The organism is Rugamonas rubra (assembly GCF_900114705.1).
GTDB classification, from domain to species: Bacteria; Pseudomonadota; Gammaproteobacteria; order Burkholderiales; family Burkholderiaceae_D; genus Rugamonas; species Rugamonas rubra.
Genome location: NZ_FOTW01000028.1, coordinates 1 through 25025, shown reverse-complemented (window position 1 = coordinate 25025; position 25025 = coordinate 1). Strand labels below are relative to the sequence as shown.

Genomic DNA, 25025 nt, shown 5'->3' with positions numbered 1-25025 from the left:
CTGGCGCCGGCTATGGTTGAGGTCGTGTCCGAATGTCGGCACTGACCCCGCCTGAAGTAGACAGCAAAAGGCGGCGCCCGACTGGTCGCCGCCCTCCTCCTTCCCACATGACACCGCTACTCGGCCGGGCTGCGCGCCCGGCGCGCCGGGTCAGCCTTCGCGGCCGTCGATCCTCGGCTTGGCCAGGTACGGCAGGTAGACCACGGCGAACACGGCGAAGGCCAGCGTCCAGCACAGCGCGCTGCAGATCAGCAGATGGTCGTGGCCGGCGCCCGCCACCAGCGTGGCGGCCACGCGCAGCACGGCGCCCAGCTGGATCAGCGCGTAGATGGCGAACTCCGCCTTGCCGCTCTTCAGCGGCCGGCCGGTGTGGCCCAGGGTGGTGCGCGTCATCATGCCGAGGATCAGGCCGGCCATCGAGCCGACCGTCAGCGCGTGGAAGGCGGCGCTCGACGGAATCAGCGACATCGCCGCCAGCGACAGCATGAAGAAGCCGACCGCGATCCAGCCGTACGACAGGTGCAAAATCCACAGCAGCGGCACGCGCAGGGTCTTGTGCGGCTGCCATTCGATCAGCCGCACCAGCACCATCGTCGCGGCGCCGCCGCCGAGCGGCGCCACCAGCCACACCGGCAGGCCGGCGATCCAGCTGATGCCGGCGGCCACCAACAGGGCGATCGAGACCATGTCGCGCTTCGGATGCACGGCCGGCGTGCTGCCCGGCGCGCCGTTGCGGGTGAACATGGGGATGACGCGGGTGCCGATGGCCGACTCCATCACCACGATGACCAGCACCGCCGCCTGCGCCGGCACGGCCGGCGCCATCTCCAGCAGGCCGAGCACGATGGCGTGGTAGACGCCGTTGGCCACGGCCAGCAGCGACAGCAGGCCGACCAGGAAGTAGTTGCGCTTGTTGGCGGACTTTTTCATCACCACGAACAGCGGCCAGGCGGCGGCCGGCAGGAAGGCCCAGTCGACCACGGCGGCGGCCAGCGGCGGCGCCCAGGCCATGGCGACGCGCCCGGCCAGCCACAAGGCCACCAGCGCGGCCAGATGGCCCTCGCGCGGGGTCCACAGATTGGTCCAGTTGCGCCCGGCCGTGAACAGGAAGCCGATCACCACCGCCGTGCTCATGCCGAACACCATCTCGTGCATATGCCAGCCCAGCGTGATGTGGGCGCCGGCGTCGATCCAGCCGTAGTACTGCGCCACCCACAGCGGAATGCTGAGCGCGGCGAACACGGCGGCGACCAGGTAGAACGGGCGGAAGCCGAGCCGCCAGATCGGGTGGCTGGTGCCCCACGGTGCCGGCCGGGCCGGCGCGGGTTCTTCGATGTTTAACAGGCTCATGATATGGCACTCTCTCTTGCTGGTTCAGCGTTCAAACGGTGTGTGGTGCTGGCCTGGGGTGCGCCACGGCCGGCGTTGGATGGCTGCCGGCACACGGCGAACGGGGCCATTGTCTGCCGCAGCGCAATACTTGTGAAGACAGGCGCCGGAATTGGATGATGTGCATCAAGGATTGCCAACTTAGCCGGCGCGCGCCGTGTTTTTCCATCGACGCCGGCGGTCCCATCCATTACGCTGGAACCTTGTCGGCGCCACGTCTCGCGGCGCCGGCCGCGCGCCCCCGCGCGCCGATTGATGAATCCACATTCGAAGGTATTTTATGCAAACCGCCGTACTCAAAATCGATGGCATGAACAGCGAAGCCTGCGCCGACAAGGTCGCCCAGATCCTCAACAGCAGCAACGGCGTCAGCGACGTCCGCGTCTCCCTGCTCAACAGCCAGGCCGACGTGCAATTCGACGAACGCCACACCAGCACCGAACAACTGGCCGGTAATCTGGCCAGCGCCGGCTACCAGGCGCAGAGCGGCAAAGCGGCCGAAAAAAATGGCGGTTGCTGCGGCGGTTGCTGCGGTTAAGCGGGCTGCCTGCCGCTGCGCCAAGGCGCCAGCGGCTACAAACCACCCTACGGCAAACATCCAGGGTCAGACCCTAGGGTCTGACCCTAGATTTTTGCCGCAGGGTTTTCTCGACTTGGTCTAACGCTCAGCGGTCGCCGCCGCTGCCCAGCAGTCGGTGCTCGACGGCATACACCGCCGCCTGCACCCGGCTGCTCAAGCCCAGCTTCTTCAACACGTTCTGCACATGGATTTTCACCGTGCTCTCGGCCAGGTCGAGCGTGCGGGCGATCACCTTGTTGCTCTCGCCACGCGCCAGACAGGCGATGATCTCCTTCTCGCGCGGCGTCAGCTTGTCCAAGTCGGACGCGGCCGGCTGCGACTGTCCGCCGCCGTGCAACTGGGCCACCAGCTTGGCCGTCATCGCCTCGGCCACCACGGTCTCGCCGGCGGCGGCGCGGCGGATCGCGCGGATCAAATACTCGGTGTCGATGTTCTTCAACAGGTAGCCCGAGGCGCCCGCCTTCAGCGCCACCGACAAGTCCTGCGCGTCCTCCGACACGGTCAGCATGACGATCGAGCTGTCCGGGCAGTCCTGCAGCATCAGCTGCAGCGTCTCCACGCCGGACATGCCGGGCATGTTCAGGTCGAGCAGAATCACCTGCGGTTGCAGCTGCTGGGCGCGTTTGATGCCCTCGACGCCGTCCGATGCCTCGCCGACCACGGCGAACTCCGGATTGCGCTGCAACAGCGAGCGTATGCCGCTGCGGAACAGCGTGTGGTCGTCCACCAGCAGCACGGTGATCGGCTTGTTGTCTTCTACTTCCATGGATACCCTAACTGAAAAACGGTTACGCCGCGCGGCGCTGCGCGCGCGACAAGTGCAAACTGACGGTGGTGCCGGCGCCCGGCACCGAGGTCACATTGAGCTGCGCCTCGATTCTTTGCGCCCGCTCGCGCATGATGTGGATGCCGACATGGCTCTCGCCCACGCTGGCCAGCGCCGCCGTGTCGAAGCCCTGGCCGTTGTCGCGGATGGTCAGCTGGAAGTCGTGGCGGTCGCGCAGGCGCACCTCGACCCGCGTCGCGCTGGCGTGCTTGCGCACGTTCGACAGCGCCTCCTGCACGATGAACAGCAACTGCAACTGCTGCTCGCGGGGGAAAGGCGCGCCGTCGCTGTCGGCCTGCAGGTCGACCTCGATGCCGGTCTGCCGCTCGAACTTCTCGATGGTGGTCTTGAGCGAGCTGACCAGGTTACCCTCCTGCAAACGGGTGCGGAAATTGTGCAGCAGCTCGCGCACGTCCTGGTAGCTCTCCTCGACGCCGGCGCGCAGCGCCGGCACGATGTCGGCCACCTCGTCGAGCTGGCGCTTGTCGAGCGACTGCTCCAGCATCTGCACCTGCAGGTTGAGATAGTTCAGGCCCTGGGCGATGCTGTCGTGCAGGCCCTGGGCGACCAGGTTGCGCTCCTCGGAGATGGCCATCTCGCGCTCGCGCGCGGCCAGGCGCTGGTTCTCGATGGCGGTGCCGAGCAACTGGCCGAGCGTCTCCAACAGCGCCGTCTCGCGCCCGTTGAAGGTGGTCGGCTTGCGGAAGTGCAGGTTGAAGAAGCCCAGGTGCTGGCGCTGCGCGTAGATGTGGAACACCGACACGGTGGTGAAGCCCTCGCGGTGGCATTGCAGCTTGTGGCCGTCGTCGATGCGGCGCAGGTCGTGCACCACGGCGACGCGCTTGACCACCGCCTCGCCGCACAGGCAGTCGCCCACCTTCATGCAGTGCTCGGCCTCGATCAGGGCGTCGGAGATGCCGTGGTGGACCAGCATATGCACATTGCCCTGGTTGGGGTCGAGCACGCGCACCGAGCCGCCGTCGGCGTGGAAGTAGTCGCTGATGCGCTGCATGAAGCCCTCGCACATCTCCTTGGCCGCCTGCGGCTGCTGCAGGAAGGCGGCGCTGTCGTACAACAGGGCCAGCTCGCGGTTCTGGTGCTCCAGCGTCGCCGTCTTGGTCTTGACCAGCTGCTCCAGGTTGCCGTACAAGCTCTGCAGCTTGTCGGCCATCAGGTTGAAGCCGCGCGCCAGTTGGCCGAACTCGTCCTGCGTCTCGACCGGCAGGCGCACGCCGAAGTCCTGTTCGCGCATGCGTTCCATGCCGGCCTGCAGGCTGGTGACGGGAGTGACGATCAGGTTGAACAGCAAATAGATGATGCACACCGTGCCGACCAGCGCCAAGGCCAGCAGCAACAGCTGCGAGGCGCGCAGCCAGAAGGTGCGCGCCTCGCTGTCCTGCTCGATCAGCTGGACCAGCGCGTTGACCTGGCCGACGAACTGCTCAGCCTGATACTGGAAGGCCTGGGTGGTTCGCGGCGCGACCGCGTCCTGCTCCAGGATGGCCACGGCGAGCGGCCGCAGGCCGCTCTGCCACTGCCGGGCGACCTGGTTGAAGGCGGTGCGGATGGGCGCGGCCGGCGGCAGAAACAAGGGCCGCTGCGGATCGCCCTGGCGCAGCTGCGACAAGGTCGAGTCGACCGCCAACACCTGGCGCCGCGCCGTGGCGTGCGGCGTGCCGCGCTCGGCGCCGTCGGCCAGCGCGTCGAGCGCGATGCTCAGGCGGTAGCTGTTCATGCGCAGGCTGCCGGTCACGTTGATGGCGGCGGCGCTGCCCTCGAGCTGCCAGGACAGGTAGAGGGTCGAGCCGATCACCATCAGCGCGATGGTCAAAAAGCCCAGCAGCATGCCGACTATCTTGGTCGACAATTTCTGCCAGGTGGCGAACGGTGCGGGGGTGGGCATGATCATCGTCACGCGGTGCGGCCGCCGCGCGGCGCGCGCGACGGCGGGTGGAATTGTTGGGCTTGCATCTGCTGTTCTCCTCTACTGCGTTGGCGCTGCAACTGACTGCTGATTGCGCGCTCTAGTATATACCCGCCGCGCCCGCCGGCGACGGCGCGTTGCGCCGCGCCGCGCCGACCTAGCCGCCGGTCTGCGACATGAAGCGGATGATCTTGTCGGGCCGCTGGTTGAAGTCGTGCTGCTGCGGCTTGAGCTCGATGGCCTGGCGGATCGCCTGTTCCAGCTCGGCGTCGCTGCAGCCGCCGCGCAGCAGCGGGCGCAGCTCGAATTTTTCTTCCTGGCCGAGGCACAGGTAAAGCGTGCCGTCGACCGCCAGCCGCACCCGGTTGCAGCTGGCGCAGAAGTGCTGCGACAGCGGCGTGATGAAGCCGATGCTGGTCAGGCCGTCGGCGGTGGCCAGGTAGCGCGCCGGCCCGCCGCCCAGCTCGAGCGCCTGCGGGCGCAGCTGGAACTTCTCCTTCAAGCGCGCCTGCACCTCGGCCAGGCCCAGGTAGGAGCTGTCCTGCCCGGTGGCGCCGACCGGCATCACCTCGATCAGGCGCAGCACGAACTGGTGGCGGATGCAGAACTCGACCATGTCGTCGATCTCGTCGTCGTTGACGCCGCGCATCGCCACCATGTTGATCTTGATCGGCGCGAAGCCGGCCTCCTTGGCCGCCTTCAGGCCGTCGAGGATCAGCGGCAGGCTGTCGCGCCCGGTGATGCGCGACATGCAGTCGCGGTCCAGCGAGTCCAGGCTGACGTTGATGCGGCTGATGCCGGCCGCCTTCAAGTCCTCGGCATGGCGGGTCAGCTGGGTGGCGTTGGTCGACAGCGACAGGTCGGCCAGCCCCGGCAGCGCCTTCAGGCGGCCGGCCAGTTGCGGCAGATGGCGCCGCATCAGCGGCTCGCCGCCGGTCAGGCGCACCCGCGAGGTGCCCAGCCGCACGAAGGCGCCGACCACCCGTTCGATCTCGTCGAAGCTCAGCCAGTCCGGCGGGTCCTCGAAATCCTTGAAATGTTTGGGCATGCAGTAGGTGCAGCGCAAATCGCAGCGGTCCGTCACGGACACGCGCAGGTAGTCGATGGATCGACCAAACCGGTCGCTTAACATCGGGTTGCTCCTGTTCGTCATAGTGGGCAAATTGTAGCGGCCCGGGCCGCTTTTGCCGATGCCCATGACGAGCTAGCCCGCCTAGTCCGTAGTAACTAGGGAGCGGTCGGGCATCCTTGACAGCCGGCCGGTGTATTTCCTCGACAGCGCGCCGATGCGCAGGCTGCTGTTGGCGCCTATCCATTGCCACAGCGCCTCGACCTGGCGCCGGTTGCCTTCGTAGTAATCCTTGCTGAACACCAGCCAGGAACCCGGCCTCAGCAGCGGCTTGTCCAGGCGCACGAAGCGGCCGCCGTAGCGCACCGCCAGCAGGGCGTCCATCTCGTCGGGCGCGCCCAGCGCGATGGCGAAGGCGTCGATCCGGCCCAGCTTGAGCTTCTCGAAGTTCAGCGCCGGGTTGGCGGCGCCGTCGTCGACCGTCAGGCCGAGGCCGCGCAGCAGCTTGATGTGTTGCGCGCCCTGCGACAGGCCGACCACGCGGCCGCGCAACAGCTCGGCCGGCGCGCCGCCGCGCGGCAGGCCGTCGGCGGCGCGCACGAACACCATCGTGTACAGGCGCATGCCGCGCGCCGGGTCGGGCCGCCCCGCCCGGTCGAGCGGATACACCACGTTCGGGCGGGCGCCGACCACCTCCGGCGCATAGGTCAGCATGGCGTCGATCGTGCCGGCGTCCAGGCTGGCCAGCAGGCGGCCGGTGGGCAGGCGTTGCAGGCTGAGCGGGCAGCCCGCCTTGGCGGCCGCCTCGCGCATCAGCTCGACGGCGGCGCCGGGCGGCTCGGCCACCTCGGCGCCCGCCCCCACGTAATACGGCAGCACCTCCTTGTCGGTGTAGGCGAAACGCAGCGGCGCGCAGTCGGCGACGGCTCGGCCGGCCAGCAAAGCGAGCATCAGGGCGAAGAAAAATTGGTACATGGGCGGCGCGTCATCCAAAAATGCGGCGAACCGGCTAGCCACCGCAGTGGACAAAGTATAGCGCGCAATTGATTGCCGTGCAGAAAGCACAATGATCAGTCGCGATACTTCTTCAGCAGGGCCGTCATGCGCGCCTGGCCGTGCTTGCCGTACCAGCGCCAAATCGCCTCGGCCTGGCTGCGGTTGGCCGCGTAGTAGGCCTGGTTCAAGGCCAGGTAGGAGCTGCTGGTGAGCAAAGGTTTGTCCAGGCGGACGAACAGCCGGCCGTAGCGGGCCGCCATCATCGGGTCCATGTCGTCCATCGACGAGATCGAGATGGCGAAGGCGTCGATGCGGCCCAGCTTGAGCTTTTCGAAATTCAGTTCGGGATTGGCGGCGCCGTCGTCGACCTCGACACCGAGGCCGCGCACCGCCGCGATGTGCGGCGCCCCCTGCGACAGGCCGACCGTGCGGCCGCGCAGCAAGGCGGCCGGCTCGCCGTGGCGCGGGTAGTGGTCGCCGGCGCGCACGAACACCACGGTGTAGAGGGGGATGCCACGGCTGGGGTCGATCTTGCCGGACTTGTCGCGTGGATACACCGTGTTCGGCACCGTGCCGATGATGTCCGGCGCGAACAGCGAGGTGGCGTCTATCCTGCCCTCCTCCAGGCTGGCGCGCAGCCGCGCCGGCGGCATCCGCACCATGACGATGGGGCAACCGCCACCGTTGACCGACTCGCGCGTCAGCTCGGCCAGCGCGCCGGGTGGCTTGCCCTCCTCGCTGCCGCTACCCAGATAGTAGGGCGCGACGGCCTTGTCAGTGTAACCGTAGCGCAGCGGCGCACAGGCGCCGATGGCCTGCCCGGCCAGCAGGGCCAGCAAGGGCAGCGAAAGGAGGTGGGACAGGCGCATCGACTGCATTCAACAAAAATGGTTGTCCGCCGAGCGGCCGGGTCGGCCAGTCGAACGTGACAACCATCTTAGTGCAATGTAACACTTTATGTAACAACTAACGGATTCCACCCCACGCGGGGGACGGCGGCATGTTGCCTATCAGCCACATTACTCCCCTCCCCGCGCGGCGGGCACCCCGCTTTACTGTACCAGCGGCGAGTCGGCGCCGTCCAGCGAGACGCCCTCGATATTTGCCTTACCAACAAGAATATGCAGATATTGATGCAAAGCGCGCTGCCAGGACTGGCGTTGCAGCTCGTCGGCGATCTGCGCCTTGACCGCCTCGAAGGGCAACACCGTGCCCTCGATGCGGCGCTGCGCCTGCACGATGTGCAAACCGAAGCGGGTTTCCAGCAGGCGGCCGGCCAGCTCGCCCGGTTGCAGGCGGAACAGCAGCTGCTCGAACTCGGCGACGCATTGGCCCCGGCTCAGCTGGCCCAGATTGCCGCCGACGGCGCCCGACGGGCAGTTGGAATACTCGCGCGCCAGCTCCTCGAAACGCTCCGGATGGGCTTGCAGCTCCGCCAGGATCAGCTCGCCGGTTTCGCGCAGCAGGTCGAGCGGCGCGGACTGCGTCACCTGGAACAGAATGTGGCGCGCCTCGACCATGGCGCCGCTGCTGAAGCGTTCCTGCTGGCTCTGGTAGTAGCGGCGGCAGGCAGCCTCGTCCGCCTCGGGCACCCGCACTTCGCGGGCGAACAGGGCTTCGATACGGACGTCGTCGCTGTCCTCGTTGCCTTGGTCCAGGCCCAGCCGTTCCACCTCCTGCAGCAGCAGGTGGCGCAGCACCACCTCGTGCACGGCCTGCTTGACGGGGTTGGCCGCGTCCTTATGGTGCGGCAACTCCAGCTCGATTTCCTCGTCGGTGATCTCGACACCGTTGACAGCGATACCCATGACAAATCTCCTTCAGTTCAGCTCAGTTCAGATCAGCGCGAACGCACCAGTTGGAATGCGCGGCCCAGGTAGGTGACGGCGCCGAAGCCGCTCCACACGTGCACCAGACGGGTGAACGGGAAGATGACGAACAGCGACATGCCCATGAACAGGTGCAGCTTGAACACCAGCGGTGCGGCTTCGATGAAACCGGCGGCGTCGCCACGGAAGGTGACCACGTGTTGCGCCCAGTTCATCAGCAGGACCATCATGTGGCCGTCCATGTGGCCGGCCGAGCTGACGATCGACGACAAGCCCAACAGCAAGGTGGCCAGTATCCACAGCAGCACGATCTTGTCCTTGAAGGTGGTGACGGCGCGGATGCGGTCGTTGCTGAAACGGCGTGCCAGCAACATCAGCAGACCGATCAGGGCCAGCGAGCCCATCACGCCACCGGCGACCATCGCCACCAGTTGCTTGGTGCCGTGTTCGATGCCCAGCGCGTCCCACACGCCGACCGGGGTCAGCAGGCCGACGGCGTGGCCGAAGAACAGGCCCAGCACACCGACGTGGAACAGCGGGCTGCCCAGGCGCAACATGCCGGTGTGCAGCGTCTGGCTCGATTCCGACTTCCACGTGTATTGCTCGCGGTCGAAGCGGATCAAGCTACCCAGCAGGAAGATGGCCAGGGCGATGTAGGGATAGATCCCGAACAGAAATTGATGCAGATAGTCCACGATAGTCTCCTTCAAGCACGCTGCGGCGCTACCGCAGCCTTGGGATAAAAGTTGATCGGATGCGCGCCGCCCGGCATGGTCTTGAGCAGCGGCTCGACGCCGTCGGCGCCGGGGCCGAAGGTTTCCAGCGCCTCGTCCATGTCGCGCACCGGCGGCTCCTCCAACACCTCGGCCTTGACCGGGCAGACCGCCTCGAGGATGTCGAACACCGCCGAGTAAGTGCTGCCGTTGGCGGCCAGCTTGCGGCCGATGTGGGCCAGCACGTGGATGGCGTCGCCCAACAGGCGCAGCGCCTCCTCCTCGTCCTGCATCGAGAGGAACTCGAGGAACAGCGGCACGTAGTCGGGCAGGTCGTTGCCGACCATGTCCATGCCGTGGGCGCGGTACTCGGCCAGCAGGTCGACCATGGCCTGGCCGCGGTCGCGCGATTCGCCGTGGATGTGCTCGAACAGGTGCAGCGACTGCGACGGGTTGCGGTCGAAGGTCATCACATACTGTTGTTGCAAATCGATCAAAGTTTCACTGTTCAGGTGGGCGAACAGCTTGCGCAGCCGCGCCTGCCACTCGGGCCGCTCGGCCAGCGCCAGCTCCAGCTCGGGCAGCGCGGCGATCAGCTCCGGCTCCGGGTACTGCAACAGCGCGGACAAAATTTTATAGCTTTTCATGATGGTTCCTTGGTGGTCAAGTCGAAGTGGCGCGGATCAAACGTGCCATTACACGTCCAACGCTTCCTTCTTCTTGCGCGACTTCGGCATCGACATGAAGATCGCCGAACCATGCTTGCGCTTGCCGAACAGGCTGGTGTCCGAGACGCCGTCCGAGCAACCGTTGCCGAAGCTAAAGCCGCAACTGCCCTTCTCGTTGAAGCTGTCCTCTGCCATTTCCTTGTGGCTGCTTGGAATGACGAAGCGGTCCTCATAGTTGGCGATGGCCATGATGTGGTACATGTCCTCGACCATGTCCTTGCTCAGACCGACCTGTTGCAGCACGTCCAGGCGTTCGATCTTCTCGACGCTCTTGCCGCGCATGTAGGCACGCATCGCCAGCATGCGGTCCAGCGCCTTGATCACCGGCGCCTGGTCGCCCGCCGTCAGCAGGTTGGCCAGGTATTGCACCGGAATGCGCAGGCTCTGGGTGTCCGGCAGAATGCCGTTCATGCCCATCTGGCCCGACTCGGCGGCCGCCTGGATAGGCGACAGCGGCGGGATGTACCAGACCATCGGCAGCGTGCGGTATTCCGGGTGCAGCGGGAAGGCCACCTTCCATTCGACCGCCATCTTGTACACCGGCGAACGCTTGGCCGACTCCAGCCAGCTGTCCGGGATGCCCTGGCGACGGGCCTCTTCGATAATGGCAGGATCGTGCGGGTCGAGGAACAAACCGAGCTGCGAGGGATACAGGTCGCGCTCGTCGGCCACCGAGGCCGCCGCTTCGATCTTGTCGGCGTCGTACAGCAGCACACCCAGGTAGCGGATGCGGCCGACGCAGGTCTCCGAGCACACCGTCGGCTGGCCCGCTTCGATACGCGGGTAGCAGAAGGTGCACTTCTCGGCCTTGCCGGAAGACCAGTTGTAGTAGATCTTCTTGTACGGGCAGCCGGAGATGCACATGCGCCAGCCGCGGCACTTGTCCTGGTCGATCAGCACGATGCCGTCGTCCTCGCGCTTGTACACCGAACCGGACGGGCACGAGGCCACGCAGGTCGGGTTCAGGCAGTGCTCGCACAGACGCGGCAGGTACATCATGAAGGTGTTCTCGAAGGTGCCGTACATCTCCTTCTGCATATTGTCGAACAACTTGTCCTGGCTACGCTTGGCGAACTCGCCGCCCAGATCGTCCTCCCAGTTCGGGCCCCATTCGATCTTGTCCATCTTCTTGCCGGTGATCACGGAGATCGGCCGCGCCGTCGGTGGCGTTTCCGACAGCGGCGCGTTCTGCAGGCGCTCGTAGTCGTAGGTGAACGGCTCGTAGTACTCGTCGATCTGCGGCAGGTTCGGGTTGGCGAAGATGTTGGCGAGGATTTTCAAACGGCTGCCCTGGCGCGGCTCGATCTTGCCGCCGGCCGTGCGGCGCCAGCCGCCGTTCCACTTCTCCTGGTTTTCCCACTGCTTCGGATAGCCGATGCCGGGCTTGGTTTCCACGTTGTTGAACCAGGCGTACTCGACGCCGTCGCGGCTGGTCCAGACGTTCTTGCAGGTGACCGAACAGGTATGGCAGCCGATGCACTTGTCCAGGTTCAACACCATGCCGATTTGCGCTCTAATTTTCATGCTGTACTCCAATCTTGACTGTTAGGCCTTGGCCACCAAGGGGCCTTCCAGCCACTCGACTTTGTTCATCTTGCGCACCAGCACAAACTCATCGCGGTTCGAGCCGACCGTGCCGTAGTAGTTGAAGCCCCACGACAGTTGCGCATATCCGCCGATCATGTGGGTCGGCTTGGTCACGGCCCGGGTGACCGAGTTGTGGATACCGCCGCGCATGCCGGACATCTCCGCGCCAGGCACGTTGATGATCTTCTCCTGGGCGTGGTACATCAAGGTCATGCCTTCCGGTACGCGCTGGCTGACGATGGCCCGTGCGGTCAGCGTGCCGTTGACGTTGAACACCTCGATCCAGTCGTTGTCGACGATGCCGGCCGCCTTGGCGTCGGTCTCCGACAGCCACACGTGGGGCCCGCCGCGCGACAGGGTCAGCATGCGCAGATTGTCCGAGTAGGTCGAGTGGATACCCCACTTCTGGTGCGGCGTGATGAAGTTGAGCGCGATCTCCTTGTTGCCGTTCGGTTGGGCGCCCAACATGGCCGCCGTCGTCTTGGTGTTGATTGCCGGCTTGTAGACGCACAAACCCTCGCCAAAATCACGCATCCAGCGGTGATCCTGGTAGAACTGCTGACGGCCGGTCAGGGTGCGCCAAGGGATCAGTTCATGCACGTTGGTGTAGCAGGCGTTGTAGCTGACCTCTTCCGATTCCAGGCCCGACCAGGTTGGCGAGGAGATAATCTTGCGCGGCTGGGCTTGCACGTCGCGGAAGCGGATGGTGTCGTGCTCGCGTGGCAGGGCCAGGTGGGTGTGGTCGCGGCCGGTGATTTCCGACAGCGCCGCCCAGGCCTTGACGGCGACGTGGCCGTTGGTTTCCGGTGCCAGCGACAGGATCATCTCCGCCGCGTCGATCGCCGTGTTCAGGCGTGGCTGGCCCTTGGAGACGCCCTCCTCGATCACCGTGCGGTTGACGCCGCGCAGCACTTCGACCTCGTGGCCGGTTTTCCAACCGATGCCCTTGCCGCCGTTGCCGAGTTTTTCCAGCAAAGGACCGATCGAGGTGAACTTCTTGTGGATCTGCGTGTAGTCGCGCTCGATCACGGTGAAGTTCGGCATGGTCTTGCCCGGAATCGGCTCGCACTCGCCGGCGCGCCAGTCTTTCGGATCGAAAGGTTGGCCCAGTTCGCCCGGGGTGTCGTGCATCAACGGGGTCAAGACCACGTCTTTTTGCGTGCCCAGGTAGGCGCCGCCGATTTCGCTGAACTTCTCGGCGATACCCTTGTAGATCTCCCAGTCCGACTTGGACTGCCACAGCGGTTGCACGGCTTCCGACAGCGGGTGGATGAAGGGGTGCATGTCCGAGGTGTTCAGATCGTCCTTCTCGTACCAGGTGGCGGTCGGCAACACGATGTCGCCGTACAGGCAGGTGGTCGACATGCGGAAGTCCAACACCACCAGCAGGTCCAGCTTGCCTTCGGCGGCCGGACGCACCTTGACGTCGCGCGGCTTGATGCAATCGTCCTCGTTGCTCATCAGCGCGTTTTGCGTGCCGAGCAGGTACTTGAGGAAGTACTCGTGGCCCTTGCCCGAGCTGCCCAGGATGTTCGAACGCCAGACAAACATATTGCGCGGGAAGTTGGCCGGATTGTCCGGATCGTCGCAGGAGAACTCCAGCTTGCCTGCCTTGATCTGTTGCACGGCGTAGGCGCCGATGTCCTGGCCGGACTCGGCCGCGGCGCGGGCCACCTCCAGCGGATTGGTTTGCAGCTGCGGTGCCGACGGCAACCAGCCCATGCGCTCGGCCTTGGCGTTGTAGTCGAGCAGCGTCATCGGAGCGACGTCCGGGCCGCAGGTCGGCGAGGAGATCTCTTCGGTGTGCAGCTTCTCGTGGCGCCACTGGCTGGTGTGGGCGTAGAAGAAGGAGGTGCCGTTCATCTGGCGCATAGGACGGTTCCAGTCCTGTGCGAAGGCCAGCGGGGTCCAGCCGGTTTGCGGACGCAGTTTTTCCTGGCCCACATAGTGAGCCCAGCCGCCGCCCGATTGGCCGACGCAACCGCACATCATCAGCATGTTGATGATGCCGCGATAAGTCATGTCCATGTGATACCAGTGGTTCAGCGCGGCACCGACGATGACCATGCTCTTACCACGGGTCTGGTCGGCGTTCTGCGCGAACTGGCGCGCCACGGTGATCACATCGGCAGCTTTCACGCCGGTGTGCTTGACCTGCCATTGTGGCGTGTAAGGAATGTCGTCCTCGTAGCTGGTGGCAACGTTGCCGCCGCCCAGGCCACGGTCGATGCCGTAGTTGGCCAGCGTCAAGTCGAACACCGTGGCGACCAGCACGCTGCTGCCATCGGCCAGGGTCAAACGCTTGACCGGCACGTTACGCATCAGCAGATCGCTGGCGTCTTTGCCGCCGAAGTAGGCGAAGCCGACCGGCACCACCTCGTCGCTGCAGCCGATCAGCGACAACAGCGGATCGACCGGCTTGTTGTTGCTGCCCTGCTTCATTTCCAGATTCCACTTGCCCGACTCGCCCCAACGGAAGCCGATCGAACCGGCCGGCGCGACGATCTCGCCGCTGGCCTCGTCGATGACCAGGGTTTTCCAGTCAGGATTGTTGGTTTCGTCGAGGTTGTTGGCCAGGTGCGAGGCGCGCAGGAAGTATTCCGGCGCCAGGGTGCCGTTTTGCTCGCGCAGCAAGACCAGCATCGGGAAGTCGGTGTACTGCTTGGCGTAGTCCTTGAAGTACTGCGACTGGCTGTTGGTGTGGTATTCCTTCAGGATCACGTGACCCATGGCCATCGCCAGCGCGGCGTCGGTGCCCTGCTTCGGTGCCAGCCAGATGTCGCCGAACTTGGCCATTTCGCCAAAGTCGGACGACACGGCGACCGTCTTGGTGCCCTTGTAGCGCACTTCCGTGTAGAAGTGGGCGTCCGGCGTGCGCGTCATCGGCACGTTCGAACCCCAGACCATCAGGAAGGTGGAGTTGTACCAGTCGGCCGATTCCGGCACGTCGGTCTGTTCGCCCCACACCTGCGGGCTGGCTGGTGGCAAATCGCAGTACCAGTCGTAGAAGCTCAGGGCCACGCCGCCGATCAGCGACAGGTAGCGCGTACCGGCCGCGTAGCTGACCATCGACATGGCGGGAATCGGCGAGAAGCCGACGATGCGGTCCGGGCCGTATTTCTTGATCGTCAACGCGTTGGCGGCGGCGATCATCTCGTTGCTCTCGTCCCAGGTGGCACGTACAAAACCGCCCAGGCCGCGAATCGATTTATATTGTTTGGAACGTTCCGGGTCCTGGCTGATGTATTCCCAGGCGGTGACCGGGTCCATGGTCTTGCGCGCTTCGCGCCACATGTCCATCAGACGGCCACGGATCATCGGATACTTGACGCGCTGCGCCGAGTAGACGTACCAGGAATAGCTGGCGCCACGAGGGCAGCCGCGCGGCTCGTGGTTGGGCAGGTCCGGGCGGGTGCGCGGATAGTCGGTCTGCTGGGTTTCCCAGGTGATCAGGCCGTTCTTGACATATACCTTCCAGCTGCACGAACCGGTGCAGTTGACGCCGTGGGTCGAACGCACGACTTTGTCGTGCTGCCAACGTTGGCGGTAAGCGTTTTCCCACGTTCTATCCTCGTTCACGACGGCGCCGTGGCCGTCCGAAAAAGTCGATGTGGTTTTGCTGAAAAAATTCAGACGATCCAGAAAATGACTCATGCTGCCTCCTCACTTGCACCGTACTGGTACCAGGAAATGAACACCTCCCCACGCAACATGCATGGGGCCGTCGATGGAAACAGTCTACGCAGCGGGGGGTTTAGTGTGAATCGGCAAGAAGTCTTGCGAGGGGTGGGAAAAGGACTAGAACTGGCTAGTCCCTTGTGACTAGTTGCGTCGATTAATGCGATGTAGGGGAAGACTGGCGCGATGTAGGGGAATAGTGCGATTGCGCCAACACCTGCTGGTAGTTGAGCAGGCCGCCGCCACTGGCGCGGCCGCAATCGTCGGACTGATCGCGGTCGGCGTAGGCGGCGATTTGCGGCTCGCCGCCGTTCTGGTCGGCGTGCAAAATATAGTGCGCCCGCCCGGCGGCGAACCAGCGGCCGGGGATGCCGGCGTCGCGCATCAGCTGGGCACGGATGCTGCCCGGCTGCTCCGGCGAGGCCAGGGTGGCGAACATCTGCGCCAGGCTGCGGTGCGGGACCGGCAGGCCGCTGTCATATTGGATCTTGCCGCTGGCGGCCGTATCGTCTTGTTGGTCATTGGCGGCGGAGCCGGCCGCCACGTCGGCCTGGGCGTCGGCATCGGAGTCGGAATCGGAATCGGAATCGGAATCGGAATCGGACAAGGCGGCAGTTGCGCCGGCGACGCCGACCTCCGCGTTGCGCGGCCCGGTCAGCAAGGTTGGCATTTGAACACCGTCGTTCCGCCTGGCGGCCTGGTCCTGCGCCTCGGCCTGTGTCGACGTGCAGGAGGCGGTGGGCGCGCCGGCGCCCGCGACGTCGGCGGCGACCGGCTCGGCCGGCAACATCGACGTGCCGTGCAAGGCCAGCACCAAGGCGCCCGCCACCGTGGCCAATTGCAAGGCCATGCTGATGCCGCTGTTGTATTCGAAATTCATTGCCGCTCTCCTCAATTAATGGTCGGCGCAGACACCGCTTCCATCCCATGCATTGTCGCGACGACGGCGCGACGGCGACATGACCCAGGTCAAGGTATTTCCAAACGGCATCGTGCCGGAAGGACGAGGCGGCGCCAGGTCTAAACGCGGTGGAACTAGTCACTTCCGCCTATAGGCAGGCATGCGGCGGCGGGTTATACATGCGGGTGGGGAACGCGCCACCTGCCGTTCCAATGCCGGGCCGCGCCGTTGCGGCCCGTGCGACACTATTATTTTTAGGATAGACACATGAACATCGCCAACTTCTCCGACCTGCTGGTCGCCGCCGCCACCCAGTCCCAGCCGCAGCGCTTGCTGTTCGTTTTCACCAAGGCCGAGGCCGAACCGGCCTCCGAGGCGCCGCAGGGCGCGCCGCGCCGCAAGACGCTGGTGCCGGTGGTCTGCGTCGACAAGCAGGTCGGCGAGCTGGACACTTTCGCCAATCTGGTGGACGAGTCCAAATACATGAAGGTGGATTGGGATGTGGTGCTGGTGACCAGCCTGTCCGGCGTCGGCGGAGTGCTGCCGGATGACAACGCGGTCGAGGGCGCGTTCAAAACCGCGATTCAGGCGATTCAGGATGGGCAGTTGGGGCGGTTTTTGGCGTTTGATGTGGACGGAGAGCTGTTGCAGTTCGCATAAAAACCTCGACCACGTTCTTGCTTTACATCTTGCGGCGTAGCTAAAAAATGCTTACCCTGCTTGCTTGCTCCATGAATCCCCGCTGGTCGACTTGGGTTTAATGTTCAGGTACTCAGCCAGCTGAACATCGTCAAATCGCTGTTCGTAGTCGCGCCGGAAGTCTAGCTCAATGTACCGCGCTCCCAGGCCCATGCGACAACGGCAGCGGTTACGGGAAGGCCGTTCATGGTATCCATTTTGGGGATTCTCTCATCCGGCGCCGACTACCGCAACCGCTGGCATAGCCAGCCTACGCAGACGTGCACTGTCTTCCAACCTCGATATTTCCGTTGTTTCTGGAACCGCTGGATATTTCCAATTGCTGAAAATCAATACTAGTAGACGATCAAAGTTGGACGATGAACTCTTCGTCCCCCAATGGAGATCGCCATGTCATATGTCTACTCTGATGCCCGCAAACTGGAACTGAAGGACAAAATCGGCGACTTTGAATGCGTCACCTTGATACGACACTTCACCAGAGCGCCGAATACTGCGGCTTGGCGGGAAGGTGCTAAAGTACTTGGCAACAAGAACCTGGCGGAAGGCACCGCAGTCGCCACCTTCGTGGACGGCAAGTGGCCCGGCAAGGCGCACGGCAACCATTCGGCGTTCTACCTCGGTCAAGTTTCGGATGGCATCTACCTCTTGGATCAGTGGCCCAATATGGAAACGAAGCAAAAGATCTCGAAGCGATTCATCCGAAGCCTGGGCAAGGACAAGAAGGGCAACTGTATTCGGCCGACAGAAAATGCCGACGCTTACTCCGTCATCGAGTGAGTACCATGCGCTTTCCCCACATTGCATTGCCGATACTCGCCTCGCTGCTGGCGCCACACGCCATTGGCGCGATTCAACGCGTCGAATGTCCGTCTGAGATTCCGGTGTCGTCCTTGAAGATGATTGATACGCGCCCCGGCTGGAAAACATTCATATCGGCGCCGCTGTTCTTGCATGACGCCGCGCCTACCGACGGCCCTCCCGAACGGCTAGGCACGCAAATGGGAGAGCGGATCCGCAAGACGAAGTCCGAATGGGCTTATCGGTACAGTCTGGAAGGGCCATTCCCTGAAGGAAAATGGTTCCAGTGCGACTACGGCATGCTCAACGAATTCTCGCTGTCGAAGCGCCTTGATGACGACACGAAGGAATGCGCCGTAACCGGCAGGAAAGGCGAAAAGGCGGGTCAAAACGTGTTCGATATCGTTTGCAAATAAGGAATTTCTCCGCTGCTATTGCCGTCGGCGACTGCCACTCGCCAGTCCGCGCTGCCGACCACTACTAACCCGCCCCGCCCTACCTGCGCAGCAGCCGCAAGCCGTTCGCCACCACCAGCAAGCTCGCGCCCATGTCGGCGAACACGGCCATCCACATGGTCGCCTGGCCGGTGAAAGTGAGCACCAGGAACACCGCCTTGATGCCCAGCGCCAGGGCGATGTTCTGCGTCAGCACGCGCGCCGTGGCGCGCGACAGGCGGATGAAGGCGGGAATCTTGCGCAGGTCGTCGTCCATCAACGCCACGTCGGCCGTTTCGATGGCCGAGTCGGCGCCGACCGCGCCCATGGCGAAGCCGATATGGGCGCGCGCCAGCGCCGGGGCGTCGTTGATGCCGTCGCCGACCATGCCGACCAAGCCACCACCCGCGTCCGCCTGCAGCGCGCCGATTTTGGCCAGCTTGTCCTCGGGCAGCAGGTTGCCGCTGGCCTCGTCGATGCCGACCAGCTTGGCGATGGCCTCGGCCGTCTGCGTGTTGTCGCCGGACAGCATCAAGGTGCGCACGCCCAGCGTGTGCAGGTCGGCGATGGCTTGCCGGCTGGTTTCGCGCACGGTGTCGGCGACGGCGAAGATGGCGAGCACGCCGCCCTCGTCGGCCAACATCACCGCCGTCTTGCCCTGCCGCTCCAGCGCGAACAGCTGCGCCTCGATGGCCGGCGAGCACAGGCCCAGCTCCTCGATCAACCGGTGGTTGCCCAACTGGTACAAGCGGCCGGCGATGCTGCCGCGCACGCCCCGGCCGGCGATGGCGGCGAACTCGTCCACCGGCTGCGCCGCGACGCCGTCGGCGAGCGCCGCCTGGGCGATGGCCAGCGACACCGGATGGTCGGAGCGCGCCGCCAGGCTGGCGGCATAGCTGCGGATCTGCCCGGCGTCGCCGCCGAGCACGACGAAGTCGGTCTGCGCCGGCTTGCCGTAGGTGATGGTGCCGGTCTTGTCGAGCGCCAGCACGCGCAGCTTGCGGCCCTCCTCCAGATACACGCCGCCCTTGACCAGGATGCCCTTGCGGGCGGCCGCCGCCAGCCCGCTGACGATGGTCACCGGTGTCGATATCACCAGCGCGCACGGGCAGGCGATCACCAGCACCACCAGCGCGCGGTAGGCCCAGTCCAGCCACTCGCCGCCGAACAACAGCGGCGGCAGCAGCGCCAGCAGCAGCGCGCCGACCACCACGGACGGCGTGTAGACGCGGGCGAAGCTGTCGACGAAGCGCTGCGTCGGCGCGCGGCTGCCCTGGGCCGATTCGACCGCCTGGACGATGCGCGCCAGCGCCGAGTTGCCGGCCTCGGCCGTCACGCGGAACTCGAAGGAGCCGCTCTGGTTGATGGTGCCGGCGAACACGCTGTCGCCCTCGGCCTTGTCGACCGGCAGGCTTTCGCCGGTGATCGGCGCCTGGTTGACGCTCGAGCGGCCGCTGCTTACCACGCCGTCGAGGGCGATGCGTTCGCCGGGCCGCAGGCGCACCACGGCGCCCACCGCCACGGCGCTGGCCGGCGTCTCCAGCCAGGCGCCGTCGGGCTGCTGCACGGTGGCCGTCTGCGGCGCCAAGTCGAGCAGGCTGCGGATGGCGTCGCGCGCGCGGTCGAGCGAGCGGGCTTCGATCAGCTCGGCCAGGGCGAACAGGAACATCACCATGGCCGCCTCGGGCCAGTGGCCGATCAGCACGGCGCCGGTGACGGCAACCGACATCAGCGCGTTCATGTTGAGCTCGCGGTTCTTCAGCGCGATCCAGCCCTTCTTGTAGGTCGACAGCCCGGCACCGGCGATGGCCGCCAGCGCCAACGCGACCACCAGCCAATGGTCGTCGCCGATGATCCAGTGCGCCGTCTCCGAGGCCAGCGCGCACACGCCGGCCAACGCCATCGGCCACCACGGCGCCTTGGCCGGCGGCGCGGCGTCGGTCGGCGCGGCCAGCGTGTCGAGGCGCTGCGCCCGCATGTCGATGGCGTCCAGCGCCGCCTCCACGGTGTGCAGCGAATCCAGGCTGTGCTTGACGGTCAGCGTGCGCTGCATCAGGTTGAAGTCGAGGCCGCTCACGCCGGCCACGGTGGCCAGCTTGGCGCGGATCAGCGCCTCCTCGGTCGGGCAGTCCATATTGTCGATGCGGTATTGCGCGCTGCCGGCGACGGCGACGGCGCCGGCCGGCGAAGGCGGCGCGGCGGCGGGCGCGCCGGCGGCGCTGGAACAATCACAATGGCTGCAGTCGCTGTCGCTCATGCGCTACTCCGGTGTCTAGGGTCAAGGCCCATTGTAAGTCTTTCGGCGCGTACTTTCTGGCAAGAACGGCAAAAGTTTAATCATGGAAAGATTTGCGCTATGATAATAATGCCTGCGGCCGCCGCGGCCATGAAGTATCCGCCGCCCCCCGCTAAGCAGCGCACGCCGCAGAGTGCCGGCGTGGCATGTGCCACCATCCACCACCAATAGGGAGAACATATGAAAATTCAGGCAATCAATGACAACAACGCCGCGCCGGCCTCGGTCAGCGTCAAATCGTCCAATAAAGGCGTCAGCTTCGGCTCCTTCATGGCGGCGGCCACGGCGGCCGAATCGGGGCCGGCGGCCGAACTGGCGGCCTACGCCAAGATGACCCCGGCCCAGCGCATGCGCGCGTCGGTGCTGAGTTCGATGGGGCTGAAGGAAAGCGATTTGGCGAACATGTCGGCGGCCGACCGCCAAGCCATCGAGGAGAAGATCGCCGCCAAGATCAAGGAAAAGCTGGACGAGGAGATCCAGAAGAAGGCGCTGAAGATCGGCTAGCCGCCCGGCGGTGAAAATGTGCTTGACCTCAAGTCGGCTTGATCAGTTGCGCTGCAAACCTCGCCCTTCAGGGCGGGGGGGGAGAGCGCGGACGGCCGAGCCGTCCTCGCCTTTGACTTTAGGCCATCTCGAACAACTAGCTTTCGTAACGCCATGAAGGAACAACACCTGCCAGCCGTCGTCGAGGGCAGCCAAAAAATAGATCACGCGGCTGATCGGAATAGGCGCTGGTGAGCGCGCAACCTGATCAAACAACTGGAAAACTGCACTTCCCCGCGGATTTCCCCCGTTTTAGAACGGTGCAAGCCCGCGCTCTTTCAAGAAGACGAGGCGCTTCAAGTTGTAGCTGGCCGTTTTGAGATGCAACGCGAAGGTGGTGGGTACGATGCCCAGGCATCGCACGAGTTTTCCGCCCATCTGCGCCAGCGCGCCGAACACATGCTCGACGCGGGCGCGCGGCTTGGCGATGCTGCGGTTGCGCCGCTTCTTCGCGGCGAGAAATACCTTTAGTGGCGTAGCCCCGGCGTTGGATGTGGACCTGCCAGCCGGCCTGTTTGAGTGCGCTTTCGCGTTCTGCGCTGGGGTAGCCCCGGTCGGCGTACAGCGCTTTGCTGGTGTTGCTCGAATCGAGCAGGGCCTCGAAGACGGTGGTGTCGGCCACGGCGGCGTTGGTGACGGCGATTTTGCGGATGAGCTTGTAGCGCTTGTCCACGCTGGCGTGCAGCTTGTAGCCGAAGTGCGATTTACCGTGCTTTTAGGTCCAGCGCGCATCGACATCTTTTTGCGCCCGTTTGTGATGTTTCCAAGTTATGGGCATGGTGCCCTCTTTGACGGTGTCGGCCACGTCGCGCTTGTTGCGTTGCACTGGCGCCGGCACCAACGAGGCATCAACGATTTGACCGCAGCGCGCCATGTAGCCATGTTTTTGCAATTGCTGTAGGACCTGCTCGAACACCAGCGTGCCGGCGCCGGCCTGGGCCAGGCGGTCGCGAAACAGCCATGTCGTCTTGGCGTCGGGGATGCTGCTACTCTCGGGCAGATCCAGAAATTGCAGGAAGCTACGGCGGTCGAGCAACTGATACTCCAGCGCGTCGTCAGCCAAGTTGTAAAGCTGCTGGCTGGAGCACCAGGATCTTGACCATCAATACATTCGGATACGGCGGACGACCGCCATTGGCGCGCGATGACCTCGGTGCGGCGGCGTCGATGCCGCCGGCCAGCGCCTCGAGGTCAACATGTTTGGTTAAACCGACCAGTGGATTACCGATCTTGGAGCACCGATCTTCACGCCCCATGTTCTGCAAACAGGCTGATCCGAGGTTTCATCATCGAGGCTACTCGTTGGTCATGGTCGATATCAGAACTTTACCGAGGTAGGCCGGCGAGCGGTAGTTTGTTGAGGTGGACATAAGGGAAACGCAGTGGCTACCGTGGCGAATATCGCTTTCATTATTCGTAGACCAAACTATAATTTAAGGATGCAGCGCCTACAAGCCTACCAATACGAACTGATGCCTGACGGTGGACAGCAACGCGATATGCGCCGCTTCGCCGGGTCGTGCCGGTTCGTCTACAACAAGGCGCTGGCGGTCCAAATAGAGAACTACCAGGCGGGCAATAAGTTCATCGGCTACGTGGCGATGGCGAAGCATCTTACCGAATGGCGCAACGGCCTTGACACGCCGTGGCTCAAAAATGCGCCTTGTCATCCGTTGCAGCATGCCTTGAAAGACTTGGACAAAGCCTACAAGAATTTTTTCGCCAAACGCGCCGATTTCCCGCGCTTCAAACGCAAGGGCACTGGCGATGCCTTCCGTTACCCCGACCCGAAGCAGATCAAACTCGACCAGGCCAACAGCCGTCTCTTTCTTCCCAAACTGGGCTGGCTGCGTTATCGCAACAGCCGGGAGGTTCTCGGCGAACTGCGCAACGCCACCGTGAGCCGGTCGGGCGGCAAATGGTTTGTGTCGATTCAAACGCGGCGCGAGCTCGAGCACCCCCTGCCGACGGCGACTGCCGCCATCGGTATCGACGTCGGCATTGCCCGCTTCGCCACGCTGAGCGACGCGAGTTTCATCGCGCCGCTCAATAGCTTCAAGAAGCACCAGCAACGGCTTGCCCGCTACCAGCGCCGCATGAGCCGCAAGGTCAAGTTCAGCAGCAATTGGAAGAAGGCGAAAGCCCGCGTCCAGAGGATTCACATCGGCATCGCCAACGCCCGCAAAGACTTCCTGCACAAGACCACAACGACGATCAGCAAAATCCACGCGCTCGTCTGCATTGAGGATTTGCAGGTGCGGAACATGTCCAAGTCTTCCAGAGGCGACTGCGAACAGCCCGGCAGGATGGTGAAACAGAAGTCCGGCCTGAATCGCGCCATTCTCGACCAAGGCTGGGGCGAGTTCAGACGGCAACTCGGCTACAAGCTGGCGTGGAACGGCGGCGTGCTGCTGGCCGTACCGTCGCACAACACCAGTCGCACTTGCCCGCGCTGCGGCCACATATCAAAAGACAATCGGCGAACACGGGCGAAATTCTTGTGCGTCGAATGCGGCTATGAAAATCACGCCGATGTGGTCGGCGCGATCAATGTGTTAGAGCGGGGATACCGCTTGTTAGCCTGTGGAGAGCCGGCGCAGTCAGGCCGCCCTGTGAAGCAGGAACCCACCGAAGCGACTAAGCAAACCACCGCCTAGCGCCGTAGGAATCCCTTCCTTCAGGGAAGGGAGGATGTCAAGTTTTACAGTGGCCTCGGTCCGGTCCGCACACTTTCACCAATCCGCCCGCCCTGTTCGATCCCCGGCCGAATTGCTATACCCACGTCGTCGAGGCGACAACGTCGACCCGGCTGGTCTACGTCGCCGGCCAGGGCGGCGAGCTGTCGCCCGACTTCGCCGAACAGGTGCAGCAGGCGCTGGCCAACCTGCGCACCGCGCTGGCGGCGGCCGACGTGGTCAAGGTCACCGCGCTGATCGTCCACCACAGCGAGGAGCGGCTCGCCATCTTCAGTGCCGCCCTGCGCGCCATCTTGAGCGACATGGCGCCGGCCCTACACGTTGATTTCCGTGCCACACCTAGTGCTGCAGGACATGCTATTTGAGGTCGAGGCGACAACAATCGTCGCCTTACACCAGTCCGATCTGGCAGATCACCCGCTAGCTGGCGGAAGCGCTATTGAATTATGAAAATATCTATTGCAGAATGAGTCAGTTTTGCCCTTCTGGCGAGCTGCCTCTTCCTGTGCCACGTAACCATGATAAAAACCATACAAACATTCGCCGGGCCTGTCCAATTAGTTCCGCAAGAGGTCTGCGACAACCCCACCCTGAACATCTTCAAGGCAACGTCCATGACCCTGGTAGTCGGCCCGAACGGAGCAGGGAAAACGCGGATGCTATCATCGATAATTTCCAGCGTCTTGGACTCAGACGACATGGGAGCCGACTGCACCAACTATCGCGACACCCTGGTTGTGTACTACTCACCCTTGCCTTGCAATATCGAGTTACCACGACAACAAAAGCAGTTTGAGAATTTGCAAAACGGCATTCGTGCGGAGAAAACTCGTAAGGAACCCAATCTGAACGTTCTGAAGGACATTGCCCGGCAGTTTGGCCTCGATACCAATGTGGTTATTCAGTTCTTTTCGCCCAACAATGTCTACAAAGAGGTTCATTCCTTGCTGACTGGCAGGGGTGGGCCAGATCCGACCTCACTTCCTTATCCCCATAGGTTTATACACAAGTCACTCGGCTTCCTCGCGTAGCGCTTTTATCGTTAGTGCGGCCACGCGCACTTCCTGAATCCCCTGCCAAATCGTTTTCACTCCTGGATCGCCGTCGCCTTTTCGCCCCAAGAATCCGCCGACGCGGGCGATCAGTCGCAAGACTTCGTTCAGGGTCGGAGGTCGATCCGGCCGTCGCTCCTTCGTGAGCAGGTAGGCTCCGCGGATTTCGTCAGGATCAAAGAACAGGCCCGCGTCCAGATCCGGACAGATGCGGCCCAGGCGCATCAAGTGGGCGATGCGCCACGCCACGACCATGAACAATGCCAACGCGCGCTCGATATTGT

General features: G+C 64.0%; 22 protein-coding genes and 1 pseudogene. 8 read left to right on the top strand and 15 right to left on the bottom strand.

Annotation, left to right across the window (positions count from 1 at the left end; translation table 11 throughout):
• Window positions 1-150: 150 nt before the first annotated feature.
• Window positions 151-1350 (bottom strand): NnrS family protein, encoded by a 1200-nt coding sequence (locus BM252_RS24895; protein ID WP_093390372.1) that lies wholly within the window; start codon window positions 1348-1350, stop codon window positions 151-153.
• A gap of 319 nt (window positions 1351-1669) precedes the next feature.
• On the opposite strand from BM252_RS24895, the gene BM252_RS24890 reads away from it, so the two are divergent.
• A complete protein-coding gene (locus BM252_RS24890; RefSeq protein WP_093390371.1) occupies window positions 1670-1927 on the top strand; it encodes a heavy-metal-associated domain-containing protein in 258 nt (85 codons plus the stop codon).
• A 127-nt stretch (window positions 1928-2054) separates the two neighbouring features.
• Here the strand turns inward: BM252_RS24890 and BM252_RS24885 are convergent, their stop codons facing one another.
• The 11 genes from BM252_RS24885 to BM252_RS24835 all read right to left on the bottom strand — a co-directional run bounded on the left by BM252_RS24885 (window position 2055) and on the right by BM252_RS24835 (window position 16199).
• Window positions 2055-2735: a response regulator gene (locus BM252_RS24885; protein ID WP_093390370.1), complete on the bottom strand. Its 681-nt coding sequence runs from the start codon at window positions 2733-2735 to the stop codon at window positions 2055-2057.
• 22 nt (window positions 2736-2757) lie between these two features.
• The gene (locus tag BM252_RS24880) at window positions 2758-4698 is read right to left on the bottom strand and encodes a type IV pili methyl-accepting chemotaxis transducer N-terminal domain-containing protein (RefSeq protein ID WP_093390428.1); all 1941 of its coding nucleotides are present in this window, start codon (window positions 4696-4698) and stop codon (window positions 2758-2760) included.
• Between the two features lie 178 nt (window positions 4699-4876).
• The gene (moaA, locus tag BM252_RS24875; RefSeq protein WP_093390427.1) at window positions 4877-5851 is read right to left on the bottom strand and encodes a GTP 3',8-cyclase MoaA; all 975 of its coding nucleotides are present in this window, start codon (window positions 5849-5851) and stop codon (window positions 4877-4879) included.
• Window positions 5852-5932: 81 nt separating this feature from the next.
• Entirely contained in the window at window positions 5933-6763 is an 831-nt protein-coding gene (locus BM252_RS24870; protein ID WP_093390369.1) for a substrate-binding periplasmic protein, read from the bottom strand.
• A gap of 95 nt (window positions 6764-6858) precedes the next feature.
• A complete protein-coding gene (locus tag BM252_RS24865; protein WP_093390368.1) occupies window positions 6859-7653 on the bottom strand; it encodes a substrate-binding periplasmic protein in 795 nt (264 codons plus the stop codon).
• Between the two features lie 183 nt (window positions 7654-7836).
• A complete protein-coding gene (locus BM252_RS24860) occupies window positions 7837-8592 on the bottom strand; it encodes a peptidylprolyl isomerase (protein WP_093390367.1) in 756 nt (251 codons plus the stop codon).
• Window positions 8593-8624: 32 nt separating this feature from the next.
• Window positions 8625-9308, bottom strand: coding sequence for a respiratory nitrate reductase subunit gamma (gene narI, locus BM252_RS24855; protein WP_093390366.1), 684 nt, complete (start codon window positions 9306-9308; stop codon window positions 8625-8627).
• An 11-nt stretch (window positions 9309-9319) separates the two neighbouring features.
• The gene (gene narJ / locus BM252_RS24850) at window positions 9320-9973 is read right to left on the bottom strand and encodes a nitrate reductase molybdenum cofactor assembly chaperone (protein WP_093390365.1); all 654 of its coding nucleotides are present in this window, start codon (window positions 9971-9973) and stop codon (window positions 9320-9322) included.
• Window positions 9974-10021: 48 nt separating this feature from the next.
• On the bottom strand, window positions 10022-11578 hold the full coding sequence (narH, locus tag BM252_RS24845) for a nitrate reductase subunit beta (protein ID WP_093390426.1): 1557 nt from the start codon (window positions 11576-11578) through the stop codon (window positions 10022-10024).
• A gap of 21 nt (window positions 11579-11599) precedes the next feature.
• Window positions 11600-15295, bottom strand: a complete 3696-nt coding sequence (locus BM252_RS24840) for a nitrate reductase subunit alpha (protein WP_093390364.1) — start codon at window positions 15293-15295, stop codon at window positions 11600-11602.
• A gap of 181 nt (window positions 15296-15476) precedes the next feature.
• A complete protein-coding gene (locus tag BM252_RS24835) occupies window positions 15477-16199 on the bottom strand; it encodes a nitrous oxide reductase accessory protein NosL (protein WP_093390363.1) in 723 nt (240 codons plus the stop codon).
• A 288-nt stretch (window positions 16200-16487) separates the two neighbouring features.
• Between BM252_RS24835 and BM252_RS24830 the strand changes: the two genes are divergently transcribed.
• The 3 genes from BM252_RS24830 to BM252_RS24820 all read left to right on the top strand — a co-directional run bounded on the left by BM252_RS24830 (window position 16488) and on the right by BM252_RS24820 (window position 18136).
• Window positions 16488-16880 (top strand): hypothetical protein, encoded by a 393-nt coding sequence (locus BM252_RS24830; RefSeq protein WP_093390362.1) that lies wholly within the window; start codon window positions 16488-16490, stop codon window positions 16878-16880.
• Window positions 16881-17309: 429 nt separating this feature from the next.
• Window positions 17310-17699, top strand: a complete 390-nt coding sequence (locus tag BM252_RS24825; RefSeq protein ID WP_093390425.1) for a BPSL0067 family protein — start codon at window positions 17310-17312, stop codon at window positions 17697-17699.
• A gap of 5 nt (window positions 17700-17704) precedes the next feature.
• Window positions 17705-18136, top strand: a complete 432-nt coding sequence (locus BM252_RS24820; protein WP_093390361.1) for an STY0301 family protein — start codon at window positions 17705-17707, stop codon at window positions 18134-18136.
• A gap of 79 nt (window positions 18137-18215) precedes the next feature.
• Here BM252_RS24820 and BM252_RS24815 read toward each other — a convergent pair whose 3' ends face one another.
• On the bottom strand, window positions 18216-20411 hold the full coding sequence (locus tag BM252_RS24815; protein ID WP_093390360.1) for a heavy metal translocating P-type ATPase: 2196 nt from the start codon (window positions 20409-20411) through the stop codon (window positions 18216-18218).
• 219 nt (window positions 20412-20630) lie between these two features.
• On the opposite strand from BM252_RS24815, the gene BM252_RS24810 reads away from it, so the two are divergent.
• Window positions 20631-20954 carry a hypothetical protein gene (locus BM252_RS24810; RefSeq protein WP_093390359.1) on the top strand — a complete coding sequence of 108 codons (324 nt, stop codon included), beginning with the start codon at window positions 20631-20633 and terminating at the stop codon, window positions 20952-20954.
• 291 nt (window positions 20955-21245) lie between these two features.
• Here BM252_RS24810 and BM252_RS32260 read toward each other — a convergent pair.
• Window positions 21246-22280, bottom strand: a pseudogene (locus BM252_RS32260) (IS5 family transposase).
• A 152-nt stretch (window positions 22281-22432) separates the two neighbouring features.
• On the opposite strand from BM252_RS32260, the gene BM252_RS24800 reads away from it, so the two are divergent.
• From BM252_RS24800 to BM252_RS30490, 3 genes are all read left to right on the top strand, one after another.
• Window positions 22433-23650, top strand: coding sequence for an RNA-guided endonuclease InsQ/TnpB family protein (locus BM252_RS24800; protein WP_093390358.1), 1218 nt, complete (start codon window positions 22433-22435; stop codon window positions 23648-23650).
• 92 nt (window positions 23651-23742) lie between these two features.
• On the top strand, window positions 23743-24054 hold the full coding sequence (locus tag BM252_RS24795) for a RidA family protein (RefSeq protein WP_342742548.1): 312 nt from the start codon (window positions 23743-23745) through the stop codon (window positions 24052-24054).
• A 249-nt stretch (window positions 24055-24303) separates the two neighbouring features.
• Window positions 24304-24720, top strand: coding sequence for a P-loop NTPase family protein (locus tag BM252_RS30490; RefSeq protein WP_139236743.1), 417 nt, complete (start codon window positions 24304-24306; stop codon window positions 24718-24720).
• On the opposite strand, the gene BM252_RS24790 is transcribed toward BM252_RS30490, so the two are convergent.
• On the bottom strand, window positions 24700-25025 hold a 326-nt coding region (locus BM252_RS24790), incomplete at its 5' end, for an IS4 family transposase (RefSeq protein ID WP_281249348.1). The genes BM252_RS30490 and BM252_RS24790 overlap by 21 nt on opposite strands.